The organism is Pseudomonas sp. MWU12-2319 (assembly GCF_023242525.1).
Classification (GTDB): domain Bacteria; phylum Pseudomonadota; class Gammaproteobacteria; order Pseudomonadales; family Pseudomonadaceae; genus Aquipseudomonas; species Aquipseudomonas gingeri_D.
Genome location: NZ_JALJES010000030.1, coordinates 26,899 through 48,076, shown reverse-complemented (window position 1 = coordinate 48,076; position 21,178 = coordinate 26,899). Strand labels below are relative to the sequence as shown.

General features: G+C 62.8%; 17 protein-coding genes. 5 read left to right on the top strand and 12 right to left on the bottom strand.

Going from position 1 to position 21,178, the window contains the following annotated elements; translation table 11 throughout:
• Positions 1–248: 248 nt before the first annotated feature.
• The 3 genes from M5C01_RS31345 to M5C01_RS31335 form a co-directional block, all read right to left on the bottom strand.
• Complete coding sequence (locus M5C01_RS31345; RefSeq protein WP_152741165.1) at positions 249–983, bottom strand: molecular chaperone; 735 nt, start codon at positions 981–983, stop codon at positions 249–251.
• A 64-nt stretch (positions 984–1,047) separates the two neighbouring features.
• Positions 1,048–1,605 (bottom strand): fimbrial protein, encoded by a 558-nt coding sequence (locus M5C01_RS31340; protein WP_152741166.1) that lies wholly within the window; start codon positions 1,603–1,605, stop codon positions 1,048–1,050.
• Positions 1,606–2,020: 415 nt separating this feature from the next.
• The gene (locus M5C01_RS31335) at positions 2,021–2,347 is read right to left on the bottom strand and encodes a hypothetical protein (protein ID WP_152741167.1); all 327 of its coding nucleotides are present in this window, start codon (positions 2,345–2,347) and stop codon (positions 2,021–2,023) included.
• Between the two features lie 300 nt (positions 2,348–2,647).
• Between M5C01_RS31335 and M5C01_RS31330 the strand changes: the two genes are divergently transcribed.
• The 5 genes from M5C01_RS31330 (at position 2,648) to M5C01_RS31310 (ending at position 10,544) form a co-directional block, all read left to right on the top strand.
• On the top strand, positions 2,648–3,811 hold the full coding sequence (locus M5C01_RS31330; RefSeq protein WP_152741168.1) for an efflux RND transporter periplasmic adaptor subunit: 1,164 nt from the start codon (positions 2,648–2,650) through the stop codon (positions 3,809–3,811).
• Positions 3,808–6,903 (top strand): multidrug efflux RND transporter permease subunit, encoded by a 3,096-nt coding sequence (locus M5C01_RS31325; protein ID WP_152741169.1) that lies wholly within the window; start codon positions 3,808–3,810, stop codon positions 6,901–6,903. Before M5C01_RS31330 ends, M5C01_RS31325 begins: the two co-directional genes overlap by 4 nt.
• Before the next feature lie 9 nt (positions 6,904–6,912).
• Complete coding sequence (locus M5C01_RS31320; protein ID WP_103494538.1) at positions 6,913–7,593, top strand: heavy metal response regulator transcription factor; 681 nt, start codon at positions 6,913–6,915, stop codon at positions 7,591–7,593.
• Positions 7,583–8,947 (top strand): heavy metal sensor histidine kinase, encoded by a 1,365-nt coding sequence (locus M5C01_RS31315; RefSeq protein ID WP_178129960.1) that lies wholly within the window; start codon positions 7,583–7,585, stop codon positions 8,945–8,947. Before M5C01_RS31320 ends, M5C01_RS31315 begins: the two co-directional genes overlap by 11 nt.
• A gap of 151 nt (positions 8,948–9,098) precedes the next feature.
• Positions 9,099–10,544 carry a sensor domain-containing diguanylate cyclase gene (locus M5C01_RS31310; RefSeq protein WP_152741170.1) on the top strand — a complete coding sequence of 482 codons (1,446 nt, stop codon included), beginning with the start codon at positions 9,099–9,101 and terminating at the stop codon, positions 10,542–10,544.
• Between the two features lie 186 nt (positions 10,545–10,730).
• On the opposite strand, the gene lpxC is transcribed toward M5C01_RS31310, so the two are convergent.
• From lpxC to murD, 9 genes are all read right to left on the bottom strand, one after another.
• A complete protein-coding gene (gene lpxC / locus M5C01_RS31305; RefSeq protein ID WP_100941309.1) occupies positions 10,731–11,642 on the bottom strand; it encodes a UDP-3-O-acyl-N-acetylglucosamine deacetylase in 912 nt (303 codons plus the stop codon).
• 112 nt (positions 11,643–11,754) lie between these two features.
• Positions 11,755–12,948 carry a cell division protein FtsZ gene (ftsZ, locus tag M5C01_RS31300; protein ID WP_103494534.1) on the bottom strand — a complete coding sequence of 398 codons (1,194 nt, stop codon included), beginning with the start codon at positions 12,946–12,948 and terminating at the stop codon, positions 11,755–11,757.
• A gap of 55 nt (positions 12,949–13,003) precedes the next feature.
• A complete protein-coding gene (ftsA, locus tag M5C01_RS31295) occupies positions 13,004–14,269 on the bottom strand; it encodes a cell division protein FtsA (RefSeq protein WP_100941307.1) in 1,266 nt (421 codons plus the stop codon).
• A 14-nt stretch (positions 14,270–14,283) separates the two neighbouring features.
• Positions 14,284–15,153: a cell division protein FtsQ/DivIB gene (locus tag M5C01_RS31290; protein ID WP_152741171.1), complete on the bottom strand. Its 870-nt coding sequence runs from the start codon at positions 15,151–15,153 to the stop codon at positions 14,284–14,286.
• Between the two features lie 4 nt (positions 15,154–15,157).
• Entirely contained in the window at positions 15,158–16,114 is a 957-nt protein-coding gene (locus M5C01_RS31285) for a D-alanine--D-alanine ligase (protein ID WP_103494532.1), read from the bottom strand.
• On the bottom strand, positions 16,111–17,565 hold the full coding sequence (murC, locus tag M5C01_RS31280) for a UDP-N-acetylmuramate--L-alanine ligase (RefSeq protein ID WP_103494531.1): 1,455 nt from the start codon (positions 17,563–17,565) through the stop codon (positions 16,111–16,113). The genes M5C01_RS31285 and murC overlap by 4 nt, the downstream gene beginning before the upstream one ends.
• A complete protein-coding gene (murG, locus tag M5C01_RS31275; protein WP_100941303.1) occupies positions 17,558–18,628 on the bottom strand; it encodes an undecaprenyldiphospho-muramoylpentapeptide beta-N-acetylglucosaminyltransferase in 1,071 nt (356 codons plus the stop codon). The genes murC and murG overlap by 8 nt, the downstream gene beginning before the upstream one ends.
• Positions 18,618–19,832 (bottom strand): putative lipid II flippase FtsW, encoded by a 1,215-nt coding sequence (gene ftsW / locus M5C01_RS31270; protein WP_152741172.1) that lies wholly within the window; start codon positions 19,830–19,832, stop codon positions 18,618–18,620. Before ftsW ends, murG begins: the two co-directional genes overlap by 11 nt.
• Complete coding sequence (murD, locus tag M5C01_RS31265) at positions 19,829–21,175, bottom strand: UDP-N-acetylmuramoyl-L-alanine--D-glutamate ligase (protein ID WP_177099476.1); 1,347 nt, start codon at positions 21,173–21,175, stop codon at positions 19,829–19,831. Before murD ends, ftsW begins: the two co-directional genes overlap by 4 nt.
• Positions 21,176–21,178 lie beyond the last annotated feature (3 nt).

Below are 21,178 nucleotides of genomic sequence, written 5' to 3'. Positions count from 1 at the left end.
CCCCAATGACCATTTGAAGCCCCACGGGCCTCGAGCCTTCTCAAACAGGGAACGTACGAAACCACCGTTGCTCCCATGACGTGATAACGCGAGAACTTCCTTTGTTCGCTGATAAAGCCAATCCATGTGCACCTTCACAATACAATAGCTTGAAGTGTGTTCCAGACGGGATCCTTCCGCCCGCACAATGCCCTGACCTGCGCGCGGGGTCCGGCATCGAAAAATCGGATAACGATCGAAGACGCTGACTAACTGCCCAGCGGTTGCGCCTGGCCCTGGGTCCAGTCGCCCGAGGACAACCGATAAGGCACCAGCGCCCCGTGGTCGTTGATGACACTGAAATTCAGCTGGGCATTCTGGGCCTGGGCATGCTCCTGCAGGTCGTAGTCGGCGGACTGCCCCGGAGCCAGCATCGAGTTCTTCCGGCGCAGGACCCGATGCCCCCCGGACAACAACTGAATGTCCACCAGCGTCACGTGATAGGGCCCGGTGTTGACCACATTCAGCACACCACCCCGAGGCAGGCTCCAACGCAGTTGCGCCGGCGCCTGCTCGATATCGTCGTTGAGCCGACCGGGGCGGTAGAACAGCTTGATGCGCTGGCGGATGCCGATCTGCAGGACATTCTCCCGCTCGCTGGCCTGGGGGATTTCCTGCACGTTCAACCAGAACAGCGACTCACGGTCCGCCGGCATCGCGGCCCCGGAGTGAATGATCCGCACCGTCTGCCGTCCCCCGGAAGGCAATTGCACCAAGGGCGGGACCACTACAAAGGGCAACTCCCGGGTGACCTCGTCCTCGGCTTCGAGCCAGGACTGCAGCAATATGCTCGAGGAGTTATTGTTCAGTACACTGAGTACCGCTTCCTTGTCTTGCGCCGGATACACCACCCGTGTCGTATTCAACACAATACCCGCCCGCGCATCGGCTCCTATCCACATTGCCAGGACAATGCCGATCATCGGAGCAAAAACGTTCCGCATGTGAACTACCCATTTCAATGAAAAAAAGAACGGAGCCGTGCAAAGCTCCGTTCAAGAAAGCCACTTAGTTATAAGTCAGGACAAAAGGCACGGTGCCTGTCGCGGCACCGGGGACCGTGGGTACACCGTTCTTGACGAACACCGCCCGCAAAGCCAGTTCACCGCGCGAGCCGGTACCGCTGGCCTCAAGGACGCCATCAATGGTGTCGGTGGGGTCCTGGATATTGAGGAAAGTGTCGCTGTCGCGACGTACCAGGCCGATGCCTACCCCCTTGGCCGCTCCGGCGGTGGTCAACAGGTAGGGATCGTTGGTGTCGGTTTGTGACGGCCGGAACGACATATGCACGGTGTTCTCCGCCGCCGGTTGCAGGCAGGTCACCACCAGGTCGATGTCTTTCGCGGTGCCCAGCCGCGAGTCGGTGCGATTACCGATATCGGCAAAGGATACACGGCCCAGGTCCACCGGGATGTTATCGGCCGACCCGCCTCCGGAAGACACTTCGCAACTGGTGTTGGTCAAGGCACCGGTAAAGTTCAGCGTGCCACTGTTGGCTGCGTGTGCGGTAGTCACTGCCCCCAGAGTTGCCGCCAATAAAGCCAGGGTCATAGAGATATTTTTCATGCGAACACAATCCTTCGAGTTAATTCGTTTGCACCCATTACTTGGGTGGCGAGCACTATAGACCCGAAGAATTTATTACGCTGTAAGCCCTTATCGATTGGAAAACTAAGAACCCGCTTACAATGAGGAACGCCAATACTGTCAGAGCTCGGCGTCATTCAAAACCCCAAGAAAAAAGAACAATAACCGTTTAACACTCACACTCTTTCAACGAAATAACTTATCACTGAAACACAACTCTCCAGCACACTGATATTATTCTGATACCCTGCTGAATAGCTGCAAACAGTACGATTTGCTCGATATGGCCAAGTACCGGACCCATACGCTCGTGCAGGCCGCCGGATTTTTACCTGTCCGGCAGCCCGTCTATACACGCAACCCGCAACCACGAGGGCTTGAGCCCACGTACAACTTAGTTGTACGTGAGGGTGACCACGCCTTGCGTTGCCACCTGCCGGGTCGTGACACTCGACGCCAGGGGCTGATAGCTTGCGCTAAAAGGCACCCGCCCATCGCGACAGGCATTGGCCGCTGTATCGACATTCAAACTGACTGCGGAAGAGACTTTGAGCAATCGGCTGTCGGCCCCGGGATGACCGGCTGCCGATGTCCCGACTTCGCAACCGGACTCCACGATCTCCCCGAAAAACCTGATCTGTCCGGCGCCATTCACGGCCTGTATGTCGAAACCGCCAGCGATCAGCAACAGCACACCGAGACTTACTATTTTTCCGTTCATTTCCAACACTCCCAAAGCAGGGTCGGTATTCACCAGTAAAGATCACTTCAGGCCCACGCACCAGAAAACAAAGAATCATCCGTAGGACATATCAATAGTGTTTGTCCGCCAACAACACTCTTTATCGTTATCGTCCAAAGCGATAGCGGCTTTAATGCCCGGGCGTGTTATAAGACGGACGGTTTTCTGACAGCCCTGTCAGGTAGCCGTCACCTTGCTGACCCGGTTGGGGGGTTATAAAGGAGCTACTGTTCTGCCAGCATTCACCTTCCCATCCCTTTGTCCCGGCGTCCTGACAGCATGCGTATCCCGAAGAAAACCGCGTTGATCCTTGGCCTGGTGGTCCTCGTGGCCGCTGCCGCGACCTGGACCCTGACCCGAGCTCCCCAGGCCAAACCCAGCGCCAATACCACTGTGCCGGTCACGGTGGTCAGCGTGATCCAGCAGGATGTGCCGCGTTATGTCAGCGGCATCGGTTCGGTACTGTCATTGCACAGCGTGGTGATCCGCCCGCAGATCGACGGCATCCTCACCAAGCTGCTGGTCAAGGAAGGGCAACTGGTCAAGGAAGGCGACCTGCTGGCGACCCTCGACGACCGTTCGATCCAGGCCAGCCTGGCGCAGGCCAAGGCCCAACTGGCGCAGAGCCAGGCGCAGTTGCAGGTGGCGGAAGTCGACCTCAAGCGCTACAAGTTGCTGACGGTCGATGACGGCATTTCCAAGCAGACCTATGACCAGCAACAAGCGCTGGTCAATCAATTGAAAGCCACCGCGCAAGGCAACCAGGCGGCGATTGCCTCGGCGCAGGTGCAACTGTCCTATACCCAGATCCACTCGCCGGTCACAGGCCGAGTCGGTATCCGTGCCGTGGACGAAGGCAACTTCCTGCGCATGAGCGATGCCCAGGGCCTGTTCTCGGTGACCCAGATCGACCCGATCGCCGTGGAGTTCTCCCTGCCCCAGCAAATGCTGCCGACCCTGCAAGGCCTGCTCGGCACCACTCCACCTGCGCCGGTCCGGGCTTTCCTCGGCGACGACGGGCATAGCGGCCTGCTGCTCGGCGAAGGGCACCTGACCCTGATCGACAACCAGGTCGCGGCGGGTACCGGGACCATCAAGGCCAAGGCCGAATTCAGCAACAAGGGCCAGAAGCTCTGGCCGGGCCAACTGGTGAACATCAAGATCCAGACCGCCCTCGAACGCAACGCCCTGGTGGTGCCGCCCGTGGTGGTCCAGCGCGGCCTGGACAACTACTTCGTCTACCGGGTCAAAGGCAGCGGCGTGGAAGTGGTGCCGGTGCAGATGGCCTATCAGGACAGCGACCTGAACATCATCACCGGTGTGCAGGCCGGCGATGTGCTGGTCAGCGACGGCCAGTCGCGGCTCAAGCCGACTTCGCGGATCGAAGTGCAGGGCCAGCCGAAAATGGCTGACCGCCAGGCCGCCCTGGAGTCCAAGCCATGATCAAGGAAAGTCGCGGCGTTTCGGCCTGGTGCATCGACCATCCGGTGGCGACCATCCTGCTGACCTTCGCCCTGGTGCTGCTCGGGTCGATCGCCTTTCCGCGCCTGCCCCTGGCACCGCTGCCGGAAGCCGAGTTCCCGACCATCCAGGTCTCCGCCCAGCTCCCCGGCGCCAGCCCGCAAACCATGGCGTCCTCGGTCGCGACACCGCTGGAGGTGCAATTCAGCGCCATCCCCGGCATGACCCAGATGACCTCCAGCAGCGCCCTGGGCACCACCACCCTGACGTTGCAGTTCACCCTCAGCAAAAGCATCGACACCGCCGCCCAGGAAGTCCAGGCGGCGATCAACACCGCCTCGGGCAAGCTGCCCAAAGACATGCCGACCCTGCCGACCTGGCGCAAGGTCAACCCGGCCGACAGCCCGGTGCTGATCCTCAGCGTCAGCTCCAGCCAGATGCCCGGCACCGAACTCAGCGACTACGCCGAAACCCTGCTGGCCCGCCAGCTCAGCCAGATCGACGGCGTCGGCCAGATCAACATCACCGGCCAGCAGCGCCCGGCCATCCGGGTCCAGGCCTCGGCGGACAAGCTGGCGGCCATCGGCCTGACCCTGGCCGACATCCGCCAGGCGATCCAGCAGACCAGCCTCAACCTGGCCAAGGGCGCGCTGTACGGCAAGTCGAGCATCTCCACCCTGTCGACCAACGACCAGTTGTTCCAGCCGGAGGAATACGACCAGTTGATCGTCTCCTACAAGAATGGCGCGCCGGTCCAGCTCAAGGATGTCGCCCGGGTCATCCGCGGTTCCGAGGACGCCTACGTGCAAGCCTGGTCCGGTGACGAACCGGGGGTCAACCTGGTGATTTCCCGCCAGCCGGGGGCCAACATCGTCGAAACCGTGGACCGCATCCAGGCCGCCCTGCCGGGCCTCGAAGCCATGCTCCCGGCCTCGGTGCAGGTCAAGGTGCTGATCGACCGGACCCAGACCATCCGCGCCTCGCTGCATGAAGTGGAAATGACCCTGCTGATCGCCATCCTGCTGGTGGTGGCGGTGATGGCGTTGTTCCTGCGCCAGTTGTCGGCGACCCTGATCGTTTCCTCGGTGCTCGGCGTGTCCCTGGTGGCCAGCTTTGCCTTGATGTACGTGATGGGTTTCAGCCTGAACAACCTGACCCTGGTGGCGATCGTCATCGCCGTGGGCTTTGTGGTCGACGATGCGATTGTCGTGGTGGAAAACATCCACCGCCACCTCGAGGCCGGCGACGGCATGCGCGAAGCGGCGATCAAGGGCGCCGGGGAGATCGGCTTTACCGTGGTCTCCATCAGCTTCTCGCTGATCGCCGCGTTTATTCCGCTGCTGTTCATGGGCGGCGTGGTCGGCCGGCTGTTCAAGGAATTCGCCCTGACCGCGACCTCGACCATCCTGATCTCGGTGGTGGTCTCGCTGACCCTGGCACCGACCCTGGCCGCGCTGTTCATGCGCGCGCCGGTGCATCACGAACACTCCAAGCCGGGCTTCGGCGAGCGCCTGCTGGCCGTCTATGAGCGCAACCTGCGGCGCGCCCTGGCGCACCAGAGAACCATGTTCGGGCTGTTCTGCGTGACCCTGTGCCTGGCCATCGCCGGCTACGTGTTCATTCCCAAGGGCTTCTTCCCGATCCAGGACACCGGCTTCGTCCTCGGCACCACCGAGGCCGCCGCCGATGTGTCCTTCACCGATATGGTGGCCAAGCACAAGGCCCTGGCCGAGATCGTTGCGGCCGACCCGGCGGTGCAGGCGTTCTCTCATTCGGTGGGTGTGTCCGGCAGCAACCAGACCATCGCCAACGGCCGCTTCTGGATCGCCCTCAAGCCCCAGGACCAGCGGGATGTCTCGGCCAGCGCATTTATCGACCGGATTCGCCCGCAGCTGATGAAGATTCCCGGCATAGTTCTCTACCTGCGGGCGGGCCAGGACATCAACCTCAGTTCCGGCCCGAGCCGGGCCCAGTATCAGTACGTGGTCAAGAGCAATGACGGCGATACGCTGAACACCTGGACCCAGCGCCTGACGGAAAAGCTGCGCACCAACCCGGCGTTTCGCGACCTGTCCAACGACCTGCAAACGGGCGGCAGCGTCACCCATATCAACATCGACCGCGGCGCCGCCGCGCGTTTCGGCCTGACCGCCAGCGATGTCGACGAAGCCCTCTACGACGCCTTCGGCCAGCGGCAGATCAACGAGTACCAGACCGAAACCAACCAGTACAACGTGATCCTCGAACTGGACGCCGCGCAGCGCGGCAAGGCCGAAAGCCTGAACTACTTCTACCTGCGCTCGCCCCTGACCGGTGAGATGGTCCCGCTCTCGGCCCTGGCGCGCTTCGACGTGCCCACCAGCGGTCCGTTGTCCATCGCCCACGACGGCATGTTCCCGGCCGCCAACCTGTCGTTCAACCTGGCCCCCGGCGTGGCCCTGGGTGACGCGGTGCTGCAACTCAACCAGGCGAAGAACGAAATCGGCATGCCGGCCTCGGTGAACGGTTACTTCCAGGGCGCGGCCCAGGCCTTCCAGAGTTCCCTGGCGAGCCAACCGTGGCTGATCCTCGCGGCGCTGGTGGCGGTCTACATCATCCTCGGGGTGCTCTACGAAAGTTTCGTGCACCCGCTGACAATCATTTCCACCCTGCCGTCCGCCGGCCTCGGCGCCCTGATCATGTTGTGGCTGCTGGGCCAGGACTTCTCGATCATGGCGCTGATCGGCCTGGTATTGCTGATCGGTATCGTGAAAAAGAACGGCATCCTGATGATCGACTTCGCCCTGGAAGCCCAGCGTGGCGGGCTGTCGCCGGAGGAAGCAATCTACAAGGCCTGTATCACGAGGTTCCGGCCGATCATCATGACCACCCTGGCCGCCCTGCTCGGCGCCCTGCCGCTGATGCTCGGCCACGGTACCGGCGCCGAATTGCGCCAGCCCCTGGGGATCGCCGTGGTCGGCGGCCTGCTGGTGAGCCAGGCGCTGACGCTCTTTACCACCCCCGTCATATACTTGTGGCTTGAGCGGCTTTTCCATCGGCCGACACCGGCGCCCGCGCCGGCGATCACACTCTGAGGCGGGTTCATGCGCGTTCTGATTATCGAAGATGAAGAAAAAACCGCCGATTACCTGCATCGCGGCCTGACCGAACAGGGCTACACCGTGGACCTCGCCCGCGATGGCGTCGGCGGCCTGCACCTGGCGCTGGAAAGCGACTACGCGGTGATCATCCTCGACGTGATGCTGCCGGAGCTGGATGGCTTCGGCGTGCTCAAGGCGCTGCGGGCGCGCAAGCAGACCCCGGTGATCATGCTCACCGCCCGCGAGCGCGTCGAAGACCGTGTTCGCGGCCTGCGCGAGGGCGCCGACGACTACCTGGGCAAACCCTTTTCCTTTCTCGAACTGGTGGCGCGCCTGCAGGCCCTGACCCGGCGCAGCGGCGGCGGCCACGAGCCGGTGCAGATCAGCGTCGCCGACCTCTGGGTCGATCTGATCAGTCGCAAGGCCAGCCGCGCCGGCATGCGCCTGGACCTGACCGCCAAGGAGTTCTCGCTGCTCAGCGTGCTGGCCCGGCGCCAGGGCGAAATCCTCTCCAAGACCGCCATTGCCGAGATGGTCTGGGACATCAATTTCGACAGCGACGCAAACGTCGTCGAAGTCGCGATCAAGCGCCTGCGAGCCAAGCTCGACGGGCCGTTCGAACAGAAACTGCTGCACACCATCCGCGGCATGGGCTACGTGCTGGAGAGCCGCAGTGCCAACTAACAGCATCGCCCTGCGCCTGAGCGGCTTGTTCAGCGGCGTGGCGCTGCTGGTGTTCCTGTTGATCGGCTGGGCCCTGTACCAGCAGGTCGGCGAGGGCCTCGGCCTGCTGCCGGAAGCCGAGTTGGAGGCACGCTCCAGCGTGCTGCTGTCCTCACTCAATCGCGACAGCACCCTGGACCACTGGGCCAAGGTCAGCGCCAAGCTCAAGCAGTTGGGCGAAGAGGACAAGCGCATTCGTTTCTGGGTGGTCAGCGGCGATAGCAACTACGAGTACGGCCCCCCCGACGGCCTGGTTCGTGCCTTCGCCGAAGGCCCCGCGGGCATGCGCGACCTGCGCTTGCCGGGACACGCCTACCCCTTCAAGGTGCTGGTCAACGCCCTGCCGGCCAAGGGGCCTCGCCCACCGTTGAAGTTCCTGATCGCCATCGACACCGAAACCTTCCGACAGACCCAACACCACCTGCTGATCGCCCTGATCGGCCTGGCCATCGCCGGCATCGCCCTGGCGTCCGTGCTGGGTTACTGGGTGACGCGGATCGGCCTGAAACCCTTGATCAAGCTGTCCGAGGAGGCGCAGAAGCTGGCACCGCCACGGCTGTCCGGGCGCCTGCAGTTGTCACCGCTGCCGCCGGAGCTCAGCCAGTTCGTCAACTCCTTCAACTCGACCCTGGAACGCGTCGAGCATGCCTATTCGCGCCTGGAGTCGTTCAACGCCGACGTCGCCCATGAGTTGCGCTCGCCGCTGACCAACCTGATCGGCCAGACCCAGGTGGCCCTGACCCGCGGACGTTCGGCCGAGCATTATTTCGAGGTCCTGCAATCGAACCTCGAAGAGCTGGAACGCCTGCGCTCGATCATCAACGACATGCTGTTCCTGGCCAGCGCCGACCAGGGCAGCAAGGCCACCAAGCTGATCAGCACCTCGCTGGCCGGCGAGGTGGCGACCACCCTGGACTACCTGGACTTCATTCTCGAAGACGCCCAGGTCCAGGTACGGGTCAGCGGCGATGCCCAGGTACAGATCGAAATCGCCCACCTGCGCCGGGCGCTGATCAACCTGCTGAGCAATGCGGTGCAGCACACAGTGCCGGGCCAGGTGATCGTGGTACGCATCGAACGCGAGGGCGAGCGGGTCGCCATTGGCGTATCCAACCCCGGCGAAGCGATTGCCGCCGAGCATCTTTCGCGGCTCTTCGAACGTTTCTACCGGGTCGACGCCTCCCGCAGCAACAGCGGCGCCAACCACGGACTGGGCCTGGCAATCGTCAAGGCCATCGCCCTGATGCATGGCGGTGATGTGTTCGTGCGCAGCCGCGACGGGATCAATACCTTCGGCCTCTACCTGCCAGCCTGAAGCACTCCAGGGACAGAACAGCAAAGGCCAGTCTCAAGAGACTGGCCTTTTTCTTGCGTGGGCCGTATACATGCGCCAATAAACCGATGCAATCGAGAGTGCGACCATTCCTCACGCCCCGGCAAATTCCGTCAAGCCGCAAACCCTGCTGATGCTGGTCAGCGGAATGACGGTGATCGCCATGCTTGCCATCGTGACCTTTCTGCTGATCCGCGAGCGCGGCAGCGCCACCGAGGCCGCCGCGCGCTCGGCGAACAATATCGTGCAACTGATCGACGCCGATGTATCGCGCAACATCGAGCTCTATGACCTCGCATTACAGGGGCTGATCCAGGCCTCGCAGCGCCAGGACCTGCGCACGGTCGCTCCCGAAGTCCGTCATCTCGCCCTGTTCGACCGCGCCTCGAGCACCTCGCACAAAAGCGATATCCTGCTGCTGGACCGACTGGGCAATGTGGTCGCCGACTCCCAGTCGGTCATCCCCAGGGCCGAGAACTTTTCCGATCGTGAGTATTTCCAGTCCCACGAGGGCGACCCGGACCCGAGCCTGATGATCAGCCACCCGTTCAAGTCCCGCCGGGCCCCGTATCCCTGGCTGATCAGTTTCAGCCGCAGGATGACCTCCGCGGACGGTGAGTTCCTGGGAGTGGCCGCCGCCGGCATGCGCCTGAGTTACGTCGATGAGCTGTTCATGAACCTGAGCGTCGGCAAAGGCGGTTCCATCAGCCTGGTCAGCACCGACGGCACCCTGCTGTCCCGACAAACGCCACTGCCCGACGAGCTGACCGGCCAGGACTTCAGCAACTACCCCAACTTCATCCGGATCCTGAAACAAGGTAACGGCAGCTTCAGCACCACCTCGGGGATCGATGGCAGCGAGCGGCTCTATACCTTTTCCCAGGTCGGCACGCTACCGCTGATCGTGGTGGTGTCCCAGTCCGCCGACGAAGTCTATGGCGCCTGGAAACGCACGACCCGCCTGGTCGGCCTGGCCACGGGCGTGCTCTGTATCGGCCTGCTCTGGCTCAGTTGGCTGCTGGCCCGGGAACTGCGCCGACGCCAGCGCGCCGAGCAGGAGCTGGCGCAGCTGGCCGCCACCGACTCGCTGACCGGCCTGGCCAATCGCCGGGCGCTGGACCAGGGCCTGGCGACAGAATGGGCGCGGGCACAGCGTTCCGGCAAACCGCTGTCGGTACTGATGATCGATGCCGATCACTTCAAGGCCTTCAACGACCGCCACGGTCACCCGGTCGGCGACGAGGCCTTGCGGCGGCTGGCCCAGGTGATCAGTGACAACATTCGGCGTCCTGGCGACATGGCGGCGCGTTATGGCGGCGAAGAGTTTGCCGTGGTGCTGCCGGAAACCGATGAGCAGGGGGCAATGAACCTGGCGCAAAAGATCCGCACGGCCATGGCCGCACTGGCGCCCTTCAAGGGCGACCATCGGGCGATCACCGTCAGCATCGGCGCCAGCACCGCCTCGCCGCCCAGCGACGGTAGCGTGGAGCAGTTGCTGCGCAAAGCCGACCAGGCGCTGTACCAGGCCAAGCACGAAGGCCGCGATCGTGCGGTGCATGCCAGCCTCGACCGGTTGTAAGCGCCCCCTGTAGGAGCGAGCTTGCTCGCGATGGACGTCAACGATAACACGCGGCATCTGATACCCCGCGGTGTCTGGACTACCCTCGCCGGAACGCCGCCCGGAGCAAGCTCGCTTCGACAAGGGAAGGGATATAAAAAAAGCCGCCCGAAGGCGGCTTTCAAATACAACAAAAGGAGAGAGTCGTTACACGGCCGCAACAGGACGCATGTAAGAGATCGGCGCGGTGCTGGCGTCTTCGAAGGTCACCACTTCCCAGGCATCTTTCTGCTCAATGAGCTTACGCAGAAGCTGGTTGTTCAGGGCGTGACCGGACTTGAAGCCTTTGAACTCACCAATCAGGCTATTGCCCAACAGGTAGAGGTCACCGATAGCGTCGAGGATCTTGTGTTTGACGAATTCGTCTTCGTAACGAAGGCCGTCTTCGTTCAGTACACCATCCGAATCGACCACGATGGCGTTTTCCACGCTACCGCCGAGTGCGAGGTTGTGCTTGCGCAGGTACTCGATATCACTCATGAAACCAAAGGTCCGGGCGCGGCTGACTTCTTTTACGAACGAAGTGCTGGAAAAATCCACGCTGGCACTCTGGATGCGGTCACGGAACACCGGGTGATCGAAATCGATCTCAAAGCTCACCTTGAAACCTTCGAAAGGCACGAAAGTGGCGCGCTTGTCGCCGTCTTCCACTGAGACTTCACGAAGGATGCGGATGAACTTCTTGGCTGCGTCCTGTTCTTCCAGGCCGGCAGATTGAATCAGGAATACGAAGGGTCCAGCGCTACCATCCATGATCGGGACTTCGGACGCGGAGAGCTCGACGTAGGCGTTATCGATGCCCAGGCCGGCCATGGCCGAGAGCAGGTGCTCAACCGTGTCCACCTTGACGTCACCGTTGACCAACGTGGTCGACATCGTGGTTTCACCAACGTTTTCCGCGCGAGCAGGAATCTGCACCACAGGGTCGAGGTCGGCACGACAAAACACGATACCGGTGTCCACAGGCGCGGGCTTGAGGGTCAGGTAGACCTTCTCGCCGGAGTGCAGGCCGACACCTGTAGCACGGATAATATTTTTCAGGGTGCGTTGTTTAATCATGGCATGGGCCGCTTCAGCGCAAATTGCGAACAGGTATCAACAAAGGCTGGCGATAATAGCAGACCAGGCCTTTGCTGAACACCAATCACCCTAATACTCCTGATACATTCCATCAATCGGCCTGGCGACGCAGGAAAGCCGGGATATCCAGATAGTCCAGGTCATCCTGCGGGTTCATCTTCGCGGCAGTCGCAGCACCGGCCTGGGCCTGGTTGCGCATGACGGTCGGACGATCCAGGTCACGGTAGTTCACCGACGGCAGTTCCTGACGCGAAGGTGCTTGCGTCTGGGCGGCAGCCGATTGGCTGGTCTGCAGCGTATTGTCGATGACCTTCACAGGCTTCTCGATACGCGCACCCAGGCCGGTGGCAACCACGGTCACGTGCAGCTCGTCGCGCATGTCCGGATCGATAACGGTACCGACCTTGACCATGGCGTGCTCGGAGGCGAAGGCTTCGATGATGCTACCCACGTCGGAGTACTCACCCAGGGACAGGTCAGGACCGGCGGTGATGTTCACCAGGATGCCGCGCGCGCCTTGCAGGTTGACGTCTTCCAGCAGCGGGTTGCGAATCGCCGCTTCGGTGGCTTCACGTGCACGGTTGGGACCGCTGGCGCAGCCAGTGCCCATCATCGCCATGCCCATTTCGCTCATCACGGTACGCACGTCGGCGAAGTCGACGTTGATCATGCCCGGACGCTTGATGATGTCGGAGATACCGCGAACGGCACCGGCGAGTACATCGTCAGCCTTGGCGAAAGCCGACAGCAGGCTGGCGTCCTTACCCAGGATGGTCAGCAGCTTCTCGTTGGGAATGGTGATCAACGAGTCGACGCTTTCGCTCAGCGCGCGGATGCCTTCATCGGCGATCTGCATGCGCTTTCGGCCTTCGAACGGGAACGGACGGGTCACCACCGCAACGGTGAGGATGCCCATTTCCTTCGCCACTTCGGCAATGATCGGGGCCGCACCGGTACCGGTACCGCCACCCATGCCGGTGGTGATGAACACCATGTTGGTGCCCTGCAGCACTTCGGCGATGCGCTCGCGATCTTCCAGAGCGGCCTGACGACCGACTTCCGGATTGGCGCCGGCACCCAGGCCCTTGGTCACGCCGGTACCCAGTTGCAGGATAGTCCGCGCGCCAATGTTTTTCAGGGCCTGGGCATCGGTGTTGGCGCAGATGAACTCGACGCCTTCAATGTTGCTCTTGACCATATGGTTAACGGCGTTGCCGCCGCCACCGCCTACGCCGATAACCTTGATTACCGGACTTTGTGGGACGTTGTCTACGAGTTCGAACATGTTCCCTCTCCTTTCATTCTCTAGTTTTTTCGCCTACTTCTACTGCTTTGAAACTTTAAAAGTTGCCCTGAACCCAGCGCTTCAAGCGCTCCAGCACAGGTGCTTTCTGTTCTTCATCGCGATAGTCGTTTCTGTTGCCGCCGTTGTAGCCGGACAGGGAAATGCCGTCCGACTGCTTTTGCAGCCCGTACAGCAACAGCCCTACCCCAGTTGAATAGATCGGGTTGCGGACCACGTCCGACAGCCCTTTGACGCTATGCGGCACGCCCAGGCGCACCGGCATGTGGAAAATCTCTTCGGCCAGTTCGACCGCGCCTTCCATTTTCGAGGTACCACCGGTCAGCACGATGCCGGCCGGAATCAGGTCCTCGTAGCCGCTGCGACGCAGTTCGGCCTGGATCAGGGTGAACAGTTCGTCGTAGCGCGGCTCGACCACTTCGGCCAGGGCCTGGCGCGACAGCTCGCGTGGCGGACGGTCGCCGACGCTCGGCACCTTGATGGTTTCACCGGCACCGGCCAGTTTCGCCAGGGCACAGGCGTAGCGGATCTTGATCTCTTCGGCGTACTGGGTCGGGGTGCGCAACGCCATGGCGATGTCGTTGGTCACCTGATCACCGGCAATCGGGATCACCGCGGTGTGGCGGATCGCGCCTTCGGTGAAGATCGCGATGTCGGTGGTGCCGCCGCCGATATCCACCAGGCACACGCCCAGTTCTTTCTCGTCGTCGGTCAGCACCGAGTAGGCCGAAGCCAGTTGCTCAAGAATGATGTCGTCGATTTCCAGACCGCAGCGACGCACGCACTTCTCGATGTTCTGTGCCGCGTTCACCGCGCAGGTGACCACGTGGACCTTGGCTTCCAGACGTACGCCGGACATGCCCAGGGGTTCGCGAACGCCTTCCTGGTTGTCGATCACGTAGTCCTGCGGCAGCGTGTGCAGGACCCGCTGGTCCGCCGGAATCGCCACGGCCTGGGCCGCATCGAGCACACGTTCGAGATCCGCCGCGCTGACTTCACGATCGCGGATCGCGACAATCCCATGGGAGTTCAGGCTGCGGATGTGATTGCCCGCCACGCCGACGAACGCCGAGTGGATCCGGCAACCGGCCATCAGTTGCGCCTCTTCCACCGCACGCTGGATCGACTGCACGGTGGACTCGATATTCACCACCACGCCCTTCTTCAGGCCGCGGGAAGGATGGGTGCCGATACCAACGATTTCCAGCGTGCCATCGGCCGCGACCTCGCCCACCAGTGCCACCACCTTGGAGGTACCGATATCCAGTCCGACGATCATTTTGCCGCTTTGCACGTTTGCCATGGTCCTGCCTCTTCTTAATTCTTCGCAACGGCGGGTTTGGCCGTCACGGGTGCCACAGGTTCCCGCCATCCGACGGCCAGGCCGTTGGAATAACGCAGATCGATGCTGGCAATGTTCGTAATCTGTTCTTTCAGCGTTTTTTCATAAATGGCAATAAAACGGCGCATCTTCTCGACCAGATGATCGCGACCCAACAACAACTCGATCCCCGGCCCCGCGCTGCCCGCGCCGGTGGTCAGGAACCAGCTGCCGCGTTCACGCAGTTCCAGCCGGACAATCGAGAAACCCAGCGGGCGCAGCATCTGACTCAACACCTGATACTGCTGCATCACCTGTTGCTGGGCCCGTTGGGGACCGAACAACTGCGGCAGATGCTCGTAGTTCGCCAGTTCCCGTGGCGCGAACGCCTGGCCCTGGTTGTTCAACAACGCCCCGTCGCCCCAGCGGGCCACCGGCAATTGCTCTTCCAGGCGGATCACCACCTGGTCCGGCCACACACGCCGGACCTCGGCATGGGCGATCCACGGCATGGTTTCCAGCTCGGTGCGCATGCTCGCCAAGTCGATGGTGAAGAAGCTCGACGCGACGTACGGCGCGATCCGCTGCTGCACCGCCTGCTGGCTGATGTAGCTCAGGTCGCCCTGCACGTTGATCTTGCTGATCGGCCGATCGGCATAGGGCAACAGGCGCTGGGCACCTTCGTAGGTACCGAAACCCAGGGCCACCAGCAGCACCGGCCACATCAGGCGCTTGAAAATGCTGAAGTTGGCTTTCGGCAGGCGCACCGACATCGGCTCTTTAGCCACCATCCGGCTGGCACCCCGCGGCACCGGCTTGTTACGGCCGGGGGCGGGTGACTGATGACGAATCGATGCGCCGTGCATGGTCTTAACCTCGTACCTCGATGCTTGCCGCCAGGATCGCCAGCACCAACTGCTGGAAATCCAGGCCGGCGGCCCGCGCGGCCATGGGGACCAGACTGTGGTCGGTCATGCCCGGCGCGGTGTTGACTTCCAGGAACCAGAACTGCCCGTCGGCGTCCTGCATCACGTCGGCCCGGCCCCAACCGGCGATACCGAGCGCCTCGCAGGCCTTGGCCGTGAGGTCCATCAGTTCCTTTTCCTTGGTGCTATCGAGGCCGCAGGGAATCCGATACTGGGTATCGGAAGCCAGGTACTTGGCGTCGTAGTCGTAGAACGAATGCGGGGTGCCGAGGGCAATCGGCGGCAGGATCTGGTCGCGCAGGGTGGCGATGGTGAACTCCGGACCTTGAATCCACTGTTCAACCAATACTTGCGAATCGTAGGCGGCGGCGGCTTTCCAGGCGGCGATCAGATCGTCGGCGCAGGTCACTTTGGCCATCCCAATACTGGAGCCTTCATGAGCAGGTTTGACGATCAAAGGGAACCCCAGTTCCGCGCCGGCTGAAATACAGTCGGCCGCGGAACTCAACACGGCGTGACGCGGTGTCGGAATCCCCAGGCTGTGCCAGACCTGCTTGGTCCGCAGCTTGTCCATGGCCAGCGCCGAGGCGAGGATGCCGCTGCCGGTGTAGGGAATCCCCAGGCATTCGAGCAGGCCTTGCATGCTGCCGTCTTCACCGCCGCGACCGTGCAGAATGATAAAGGCGCGGTCGATCTTTTCATTGAGCAGGCGTTGCAGGAAATCGTCGCCCACATCGATACCGAAGGCGTCGACACCGGCGCTTTGCAGCGCCTCAAGCACCGCGTTGCCGGACTTCAGCGAGACCTCGCGCTCGGCGCTCTTGCCGCCGAACAGCACCGCGACGCGGCCGAAGGCTTTAGGCTCGACGGTCGAGAACAGGTTGGCGTAGGCAGCGGTCATTTCGACTTCTCCTGGCTGGCTACGGCAGTGGCGAACAGCGGGCTCTTGAGCAATTGCGGGGCAAGGCCACCGATATCGCCGGCGCCCTGGCAGAGCAGGATGTCACCGGGCAGCAGCAGCGGCTTGACCAGCGGTGCCAGTTCGACGCCACGCTCGATATAGATCGGGTCGAGCTGGCCGCGCTGGCGAATGCTGCGGCACAGCTGGCGGCTGTCCGCGCCCGGAATCGCTTCCTCCCCGGCCGGATAGACTTCCATCAACAGCAGGACATTGGCGTCGGCCAGCACCTGGACGAAATCGTCGTACAGGTCGCGGGTGCGGGTGTAGCGGTGCGGCTGATAGACCATCACCAGGCGGCGCTCCGGCCAGCCACCGCGGACAGCCTTGATCACCGCCGCGACTTCGGTCGGGTGGTGACCGTAGTCGTCCACCAGCATCACGCTGCCGCCGTCCACCGGCAGTTCGCCGTAGACCTGGAAGCGTCGACCGACGCCCTGGAAGCCCGACAGCCCCTGGACGATGGCTTCATCGCTGATGCCCTCGTCGCTGGCGATGGCGATGGTGGCCAGGGAGTTGAGCACGTTGTGGTTGCCCGGCATGTTCACCGACACGTTCAGCGGCTCGCGGTCGCGACGCAGCACGGTGAAGTGGGTCTGCATGCCGGCCTGGCGAATATTGATCGCACGCACGTCGGCGTCTTCGTGGACACCGTAGGTCACGGTCGGACGGGCGATCTGCGGAAGGATCTCGCGCACCACCGGATCGTCCAGGCAGACCACGGCCAGACCGTAGAACGGCAGGTTGTGGAGGAACTCGACGAAGGTCTTCTTCAGCTTGTTGAAGTCGCCTTCATAGGTGTCCATATGATCGGCGTCGATATTGGTGACCACGGCGACCAGCGGCTGCAGGTGCAGGAAGCTGGCGTCGCTTTCATCGGCTTCGGCGATCAGGTAGCGGCTGGTGCCGAGCTGGGCATTGGTGCCCGCGGCATTCAGTCGGCCACCGATGACAAAGGTCGGATCGAGGCCACCGGCGGCGAACACCGAGGCGATCAGGCTGGTGGTGGTGGTCTTGCCGTGGGTACCGGCGACGGCGATGCCGTGGCGATAGCGCATCAGCTCGGCCAGCATCTCGGCGCGCGGCACCACCGGAATGCGCCGCTCCAGGGCGGTGGCCACTTCCGGGTTGGACTTGTTCACGGCACTCGAGACCACCAGCACATCGGCATCGGCGGCGTTCTCGGCGCGGTGGCCGATAAAGATGTGGGCGCCGAAGGACTCCAGGCGCTCGGTCACCGGCGAGGTCTTCAGGTCGGAACCGGACACTTCATAGCCCAGGTTCAACAACACTTCGGCAATCCCGCACATGCCCACGCCGCCGATACCGACGAAGTGGATACGACGGATACGGCGCATTTCCGGTTGCGGCATGGCTTTCTGATTCTCAACCATGGGCCACCTCCAGGCAGATCTCGACCACGGTGCGGGTGGCATCTGGCTTGGCCAGGCGGCGGGCAGTGCGCGCCATGCTGTTCAGTCGTTCCGGTTGCATCAAAACCTCTGTCAGGCGAGCCGCCAGGTCGGCGGCGCCAGTCGTTCTTTGCGGCAGCAGGAAGGCAGCGCCCTCCCCGGCCAGATATTCGGCATTGCGGGTCTGGTGATCGTCGATCGCATGGGGCAAGGGCACCAGCAACGAGGGCAGACCGGCGGCGGCCAGTTCACTGACGGTCAAGGCGCCGGCACGGCAGACCACCAGGTCGGCCCAGCCATAGGCTTGGGCCATGTCTTTGATAAACGGCGCCACTTGCGCCTCGACGCCGACCGCCTGGTAGCGTTCGGCGGTGATTTCGTCGTGATTGCGCCCGGCCTGGTGAAACACTTCCGGACGGTATTCGGCCGGCACTTGCGCCAGGGCTTCGGGCAACAGCTTGTTCAACGGCTCGGCACCCAGGCTGCCGCCCAGGATCAGCAGGCGCGCGCGGCGTCCGGCGAGGTCCTGGCGCGGGGTTTCCAGGAACAGTTCGGTGCGCACCGGGTTACCGGTGGTCCGACGTTTGCCCGAGGCGCCGAAGGTATTCGGGAAAGCTTCGCAGACCCGGGTCGCCAAGGGCACCAGCAGCCGATTGGCGGTACCCGCCACGGCGTTCTGTTCATGAACGATTACCGGAATACCGGCCATCCGCGCGGCAACACCGCCGGGGCCGGTCACATAACCGCCAAAGCCCAGCACACAGACCGGCTTCAGTTCCCGCATGACCTTGCGTGCCTGCCACACCGCCTTGAGCAGCACGAACGGAGCCTTGAGCAGCGACAGCTTGCCCTTGCCCCGCAGGCCGGTGACCTGGATCAGGTGCAGCGGCAACCCGGCGCCGGGCACCAGTTCGTTCTCGATACCCCGCGGCGTGCCCAACCAGTGCACCTCGTAGCCGCGCGCCTGGAACTCCCGCGCGCAGGCCAGCGCCGGGAACACGTGTCCGCCGGTGCCACCGGCCATGATCAGCACTTTATCGGCCATGGGGTGACTCCTCGGCGAAGTCACTTTCATCGAACTCCATCTCTTCACTGCCCAGATGGGTTCGACTCTCCCACTCGATACGCAGCAACAAGCCGAGCTGGGCACAGCAAATCACCAACGAACTACCGCCGTAACTGAGGAACGGCAGGGTCAGACCCTTGGTCGGCAGCAGGCCGACGTTCACGCCGATATTGATCAGGAATTGACCGATCCACAGAAAGGCCAGGCCATAGGCCATATAGGCGGCAAAGAACTGCTTGGCCTTTTCCGCCCACAGGCCGATGTACATGGCCCGCACACTGACGAAAACAAACAGCGCGACCGTGAGCAGCGAACCCACCGCACCCAGCTCTTCAGCCAGTACGGAGAACACGAAGTCGGTGTGCGCTTCAGGCAGGTAGAACTGTTTCTGCACGCTGTTGCCCAGGCCCACGCCCAGCCATTCGCCACGACCGAAGGCGATCAGTGCCTGGGTCAACTGGTAGCCGGAACCGAACTGGTCGGCCCAGGGGTCGGTAAAGGTGGTCAAACGCGCCATCCGGTAGGGTTGCGCCTTGATCAGCACCACCACCGCCACCACCGCGAGCATGACCATCAAGCCGAAGCGCAACAGCCCGACCCCGCCGAGGAACAGCATCGCCGCCGCCGCGCCCATCATCACCACGGTGGCACCGAAGTCCGGTTCCATCAGCAGCAGGCCGGCCATCGGCAGCAAGACGATGAAGGGCTTGAAGAAGCCCATCCAGCTTTCGCGGACTTCCTTCTGTCGCCGCACCAGGTAACCGGCGAGGTAGATCACCACGAAGACCTTGGCGATTTCCGAGGGCTGCACGTTAAAGAAGCTGAAGCCGATCCAGCGCATCGAACCGTTCACCTCGCGGCCGATGCCCGGTAGCAGCACCATGACCAGCAAGCCGAAAGCACCCACCAGCATCATGAAGCCCATGCGCTGCCAGGTGGCGATCGGCACCATCATGGTGGCAATGCAGGCACCCAGGCCGATGACCATGTAGATCAGATGGCGAATCATGTGGTACAGCGCGTTGCCCGACTGCACGGCGGCGACTTCCGAGGACGCCGAGGTGATCATGACCAGGCCCAGTCCCAGCAGCCCCAGGGCGCCGGCCAGCATCGGAAAGTCAATATCGACGCCACGCCCGCTGATGATCGGCGACGGATAGGGTTTGATAATGTTGAAATTCATACCAACCCCTCCACGGCCTGGGCGAACAGGCGCCCGCGTTCTTCGTAGTTCTTGAACATGTCGAAACTGGCGCAGGCCGGCGACAGCAACACCGCATCACCCGGCTCGGCCAGCTCGGCACAGCGCTGTACGGCCTCGTTCAAGCTCTGCACGCGAATCAGCGGTACGGCGTCGCCCAGGGCCTGGGCCAGGAGTTCAGCATCGCGGCCGAGCAGGACCACCGCACGGCAGTGGCTCGCAACCGGGCCGCGCAGGCCGCTGAAGTCCGCGCCCTTGCCGTCGCCACCGGCAATCAGTACCAGCTTGCCGGCAATATCGGCCCCCAGGCCTTCGATGGCGGCCAGGGCCGCACCGACGTTGGTGGCCTTGGAGTCGTTGTAGTAGTTCACGCCGTTCAACTCACGGACCCACTGGCAGCGATGCTCGAGGCCGGCGAAGGTCCGCAGGCTCGAGAGCATGGCGTCGAACGGCAGCCCGACCGCATGGCCCAGGGCCAGGGCCGCCAGGGCATTGGCCTGGTTGTGGGCGCCGCGAATCCGCAGTTCGCTTACTGGCATCAGGTTCTGGAATTCGAAGGCCAGGTACTTCTCGCCATTCTCTTCGCGCAGGCCGAAAGCCTTGAAGTCCGGTTTGCCGAGGCCAAAGGTCCAGCACGGCAGGCCTTCGCTCATCAGCGGCCGGGACAAGGCGTCCTGACGGTTGACCACCACCTGCCTGGCGCCACGGAAGATCCGGTGCTTGGCCAGGTGATAGGCCGGCAGGCCACTGTAGCGGTCCATATGGTCTTCGCTGACATTCAGCACGGTGGCCACTTCGGCACCGAGGTGGTCAGTGGTTTCCAGCTGGAAGCTCGATAGCTCCATCACGTACAGCTCGACGTCGTCGCTGAGCAGGTCCAGCGCCGGGGTGCCGAGGTTGCCGCCGACGGCGACGCGCTTGCCGGCCGCGGCCGCCATTTCACCGACCAGGGTGGTGACGGTGCTTTTCGCATTGGAACCGCTGATGGCGACGATCGGCGCCTTCGCGTGACGCGCGAACAGCTCGATATCGCCGGACAATTTCACGCCACGGGCGGCCGCCGCTTGCAGGGCCGGAGTCGCCAGGGCCAGGCCGGGGCTCACGTAGAGCTCGTCGGCACGGCAGAGGAATTCGACGTCCAGCTCGCCACAACGCACTTCCACCTGCGGATAGTCACGGCGCAGCGTGGCCAGCTCCGGTGGATTTTCCCGCGTATCGGCCACGGCAAAGGCAATGCCCCGGTTCGCCAGGAAGCGAACCAGGGACATGCCGCTCTTGCCGAGGCCGACAACGATGCGGAAGTGGTCAGAAGCGATCAGTGACACGTG

Excerpts from the sequence above, each read along its gene's own strand:
- murC (WP_103494531.1), bottom strand. The coding sequence starts at position 17,565 with ATGGTTGAGAATCAGAAAGCCATGCCGCAACCGGAAATGCGCCGTATC.
- M5C01_RS31345 (WP_152741165.1), bottom strand. The coding sequence starts at position 983 with ATGCGGAACGTTTTTGCTCCGATGATCGGCATTGTCCTGGCAATGTGG.
- lpxC (WP_100941309.1), bottom strand. The coding sequence starts at position 11,642 with ATGATTAAACAACGCACCCTGAAAAATATTATCCGTGCTACAGGTGTC.
- M5C01_RS31320 (WP_103494538.1), top strand. The coding sequence starts at position 6,913 with ATGCGCGTTCTGATTATCGAAGATGAAGAAAAAACCGCCGATTACCTG.
- M5C01_RS31290 (WP_152741171.1), bottom strand. The coding sequence starts at position 15,153 with ATGCACGGCGCATCGATTCGTCATCAGTCACCCGCCCCCGGCCGTAAC.
- M5C01_RS31340 (WP_152741166.1), bottom strand. The coding sequence starts at position 1,605 with ATGAAAAATATCTCTATGACCCTGGCTTTATTGGCGGCAACTCTGGGG.
- M5C01_RS31330 (WP_152741168.1), top strand. The coding sequence starts at position 2,648 with ATGCGTATCCCGAAGAAAACCGCGTTGATCCTTGGCCTGGTGGTCCTC.
- M5C01_RS31310 (WP_152741170.1), top strand. The coding sequence starts at position 9,099 with ATGCTGGTCAGCGGAATGACGGTGATCGCCATGCTTGCCATCGTGACC.
- M5C01_RS31285 (WP_103494532.1), bottom strand. The coding sequence starts at position 16,114 with ATGACCGCTGCCTACGCCAACCTGTTCTCGACCGTCGAGCCTAAAGCC.
- murG (WP_100941303.1), bottom strand. The coding sequence starts at position 18,628 with ATGGCCGATAAAGTGCTGATCATGGCCGGTGGCACCGGCGGACACGTG.
- M5C01_RS31335 (WP_152741167.1), bottom strand. The coding sequence starts at position 2,347 with ATGAACGGAAAAATAGTAAGTCTCGGTGTGCTGTTGCTGATCGCTGGC.
- ftsZ (WP_103494534.1), bottom strand. The coding sequence starts at position 12,948 with ATGTTCGAACTCGTAGACAACGTCCCACAAAGTCCGGTAATCAAGGTT.
- ftsW (WP_152741172.1), bottom strand. The coding sequence starts at position 19,832 with ATGAATTTCAACATTATCAAACCCTATCCGTCGCCGATCATCAGCGGG.
- M5C01_RS31325 (WP_152741169.1), top strand. The coding sequence starts at position 3,808 with ATGATCAAGGAAAGTCGCGGCGTTTCGGCCTGGTGCATCGACCATCCG.
- ftsA (WP_100941307.1), bottom strand. The coding sequence starts at position 14,269 with ATGGCAAACGTGCAAAGCGGCAAAATGATCGTCGGACTGGATATCGGT.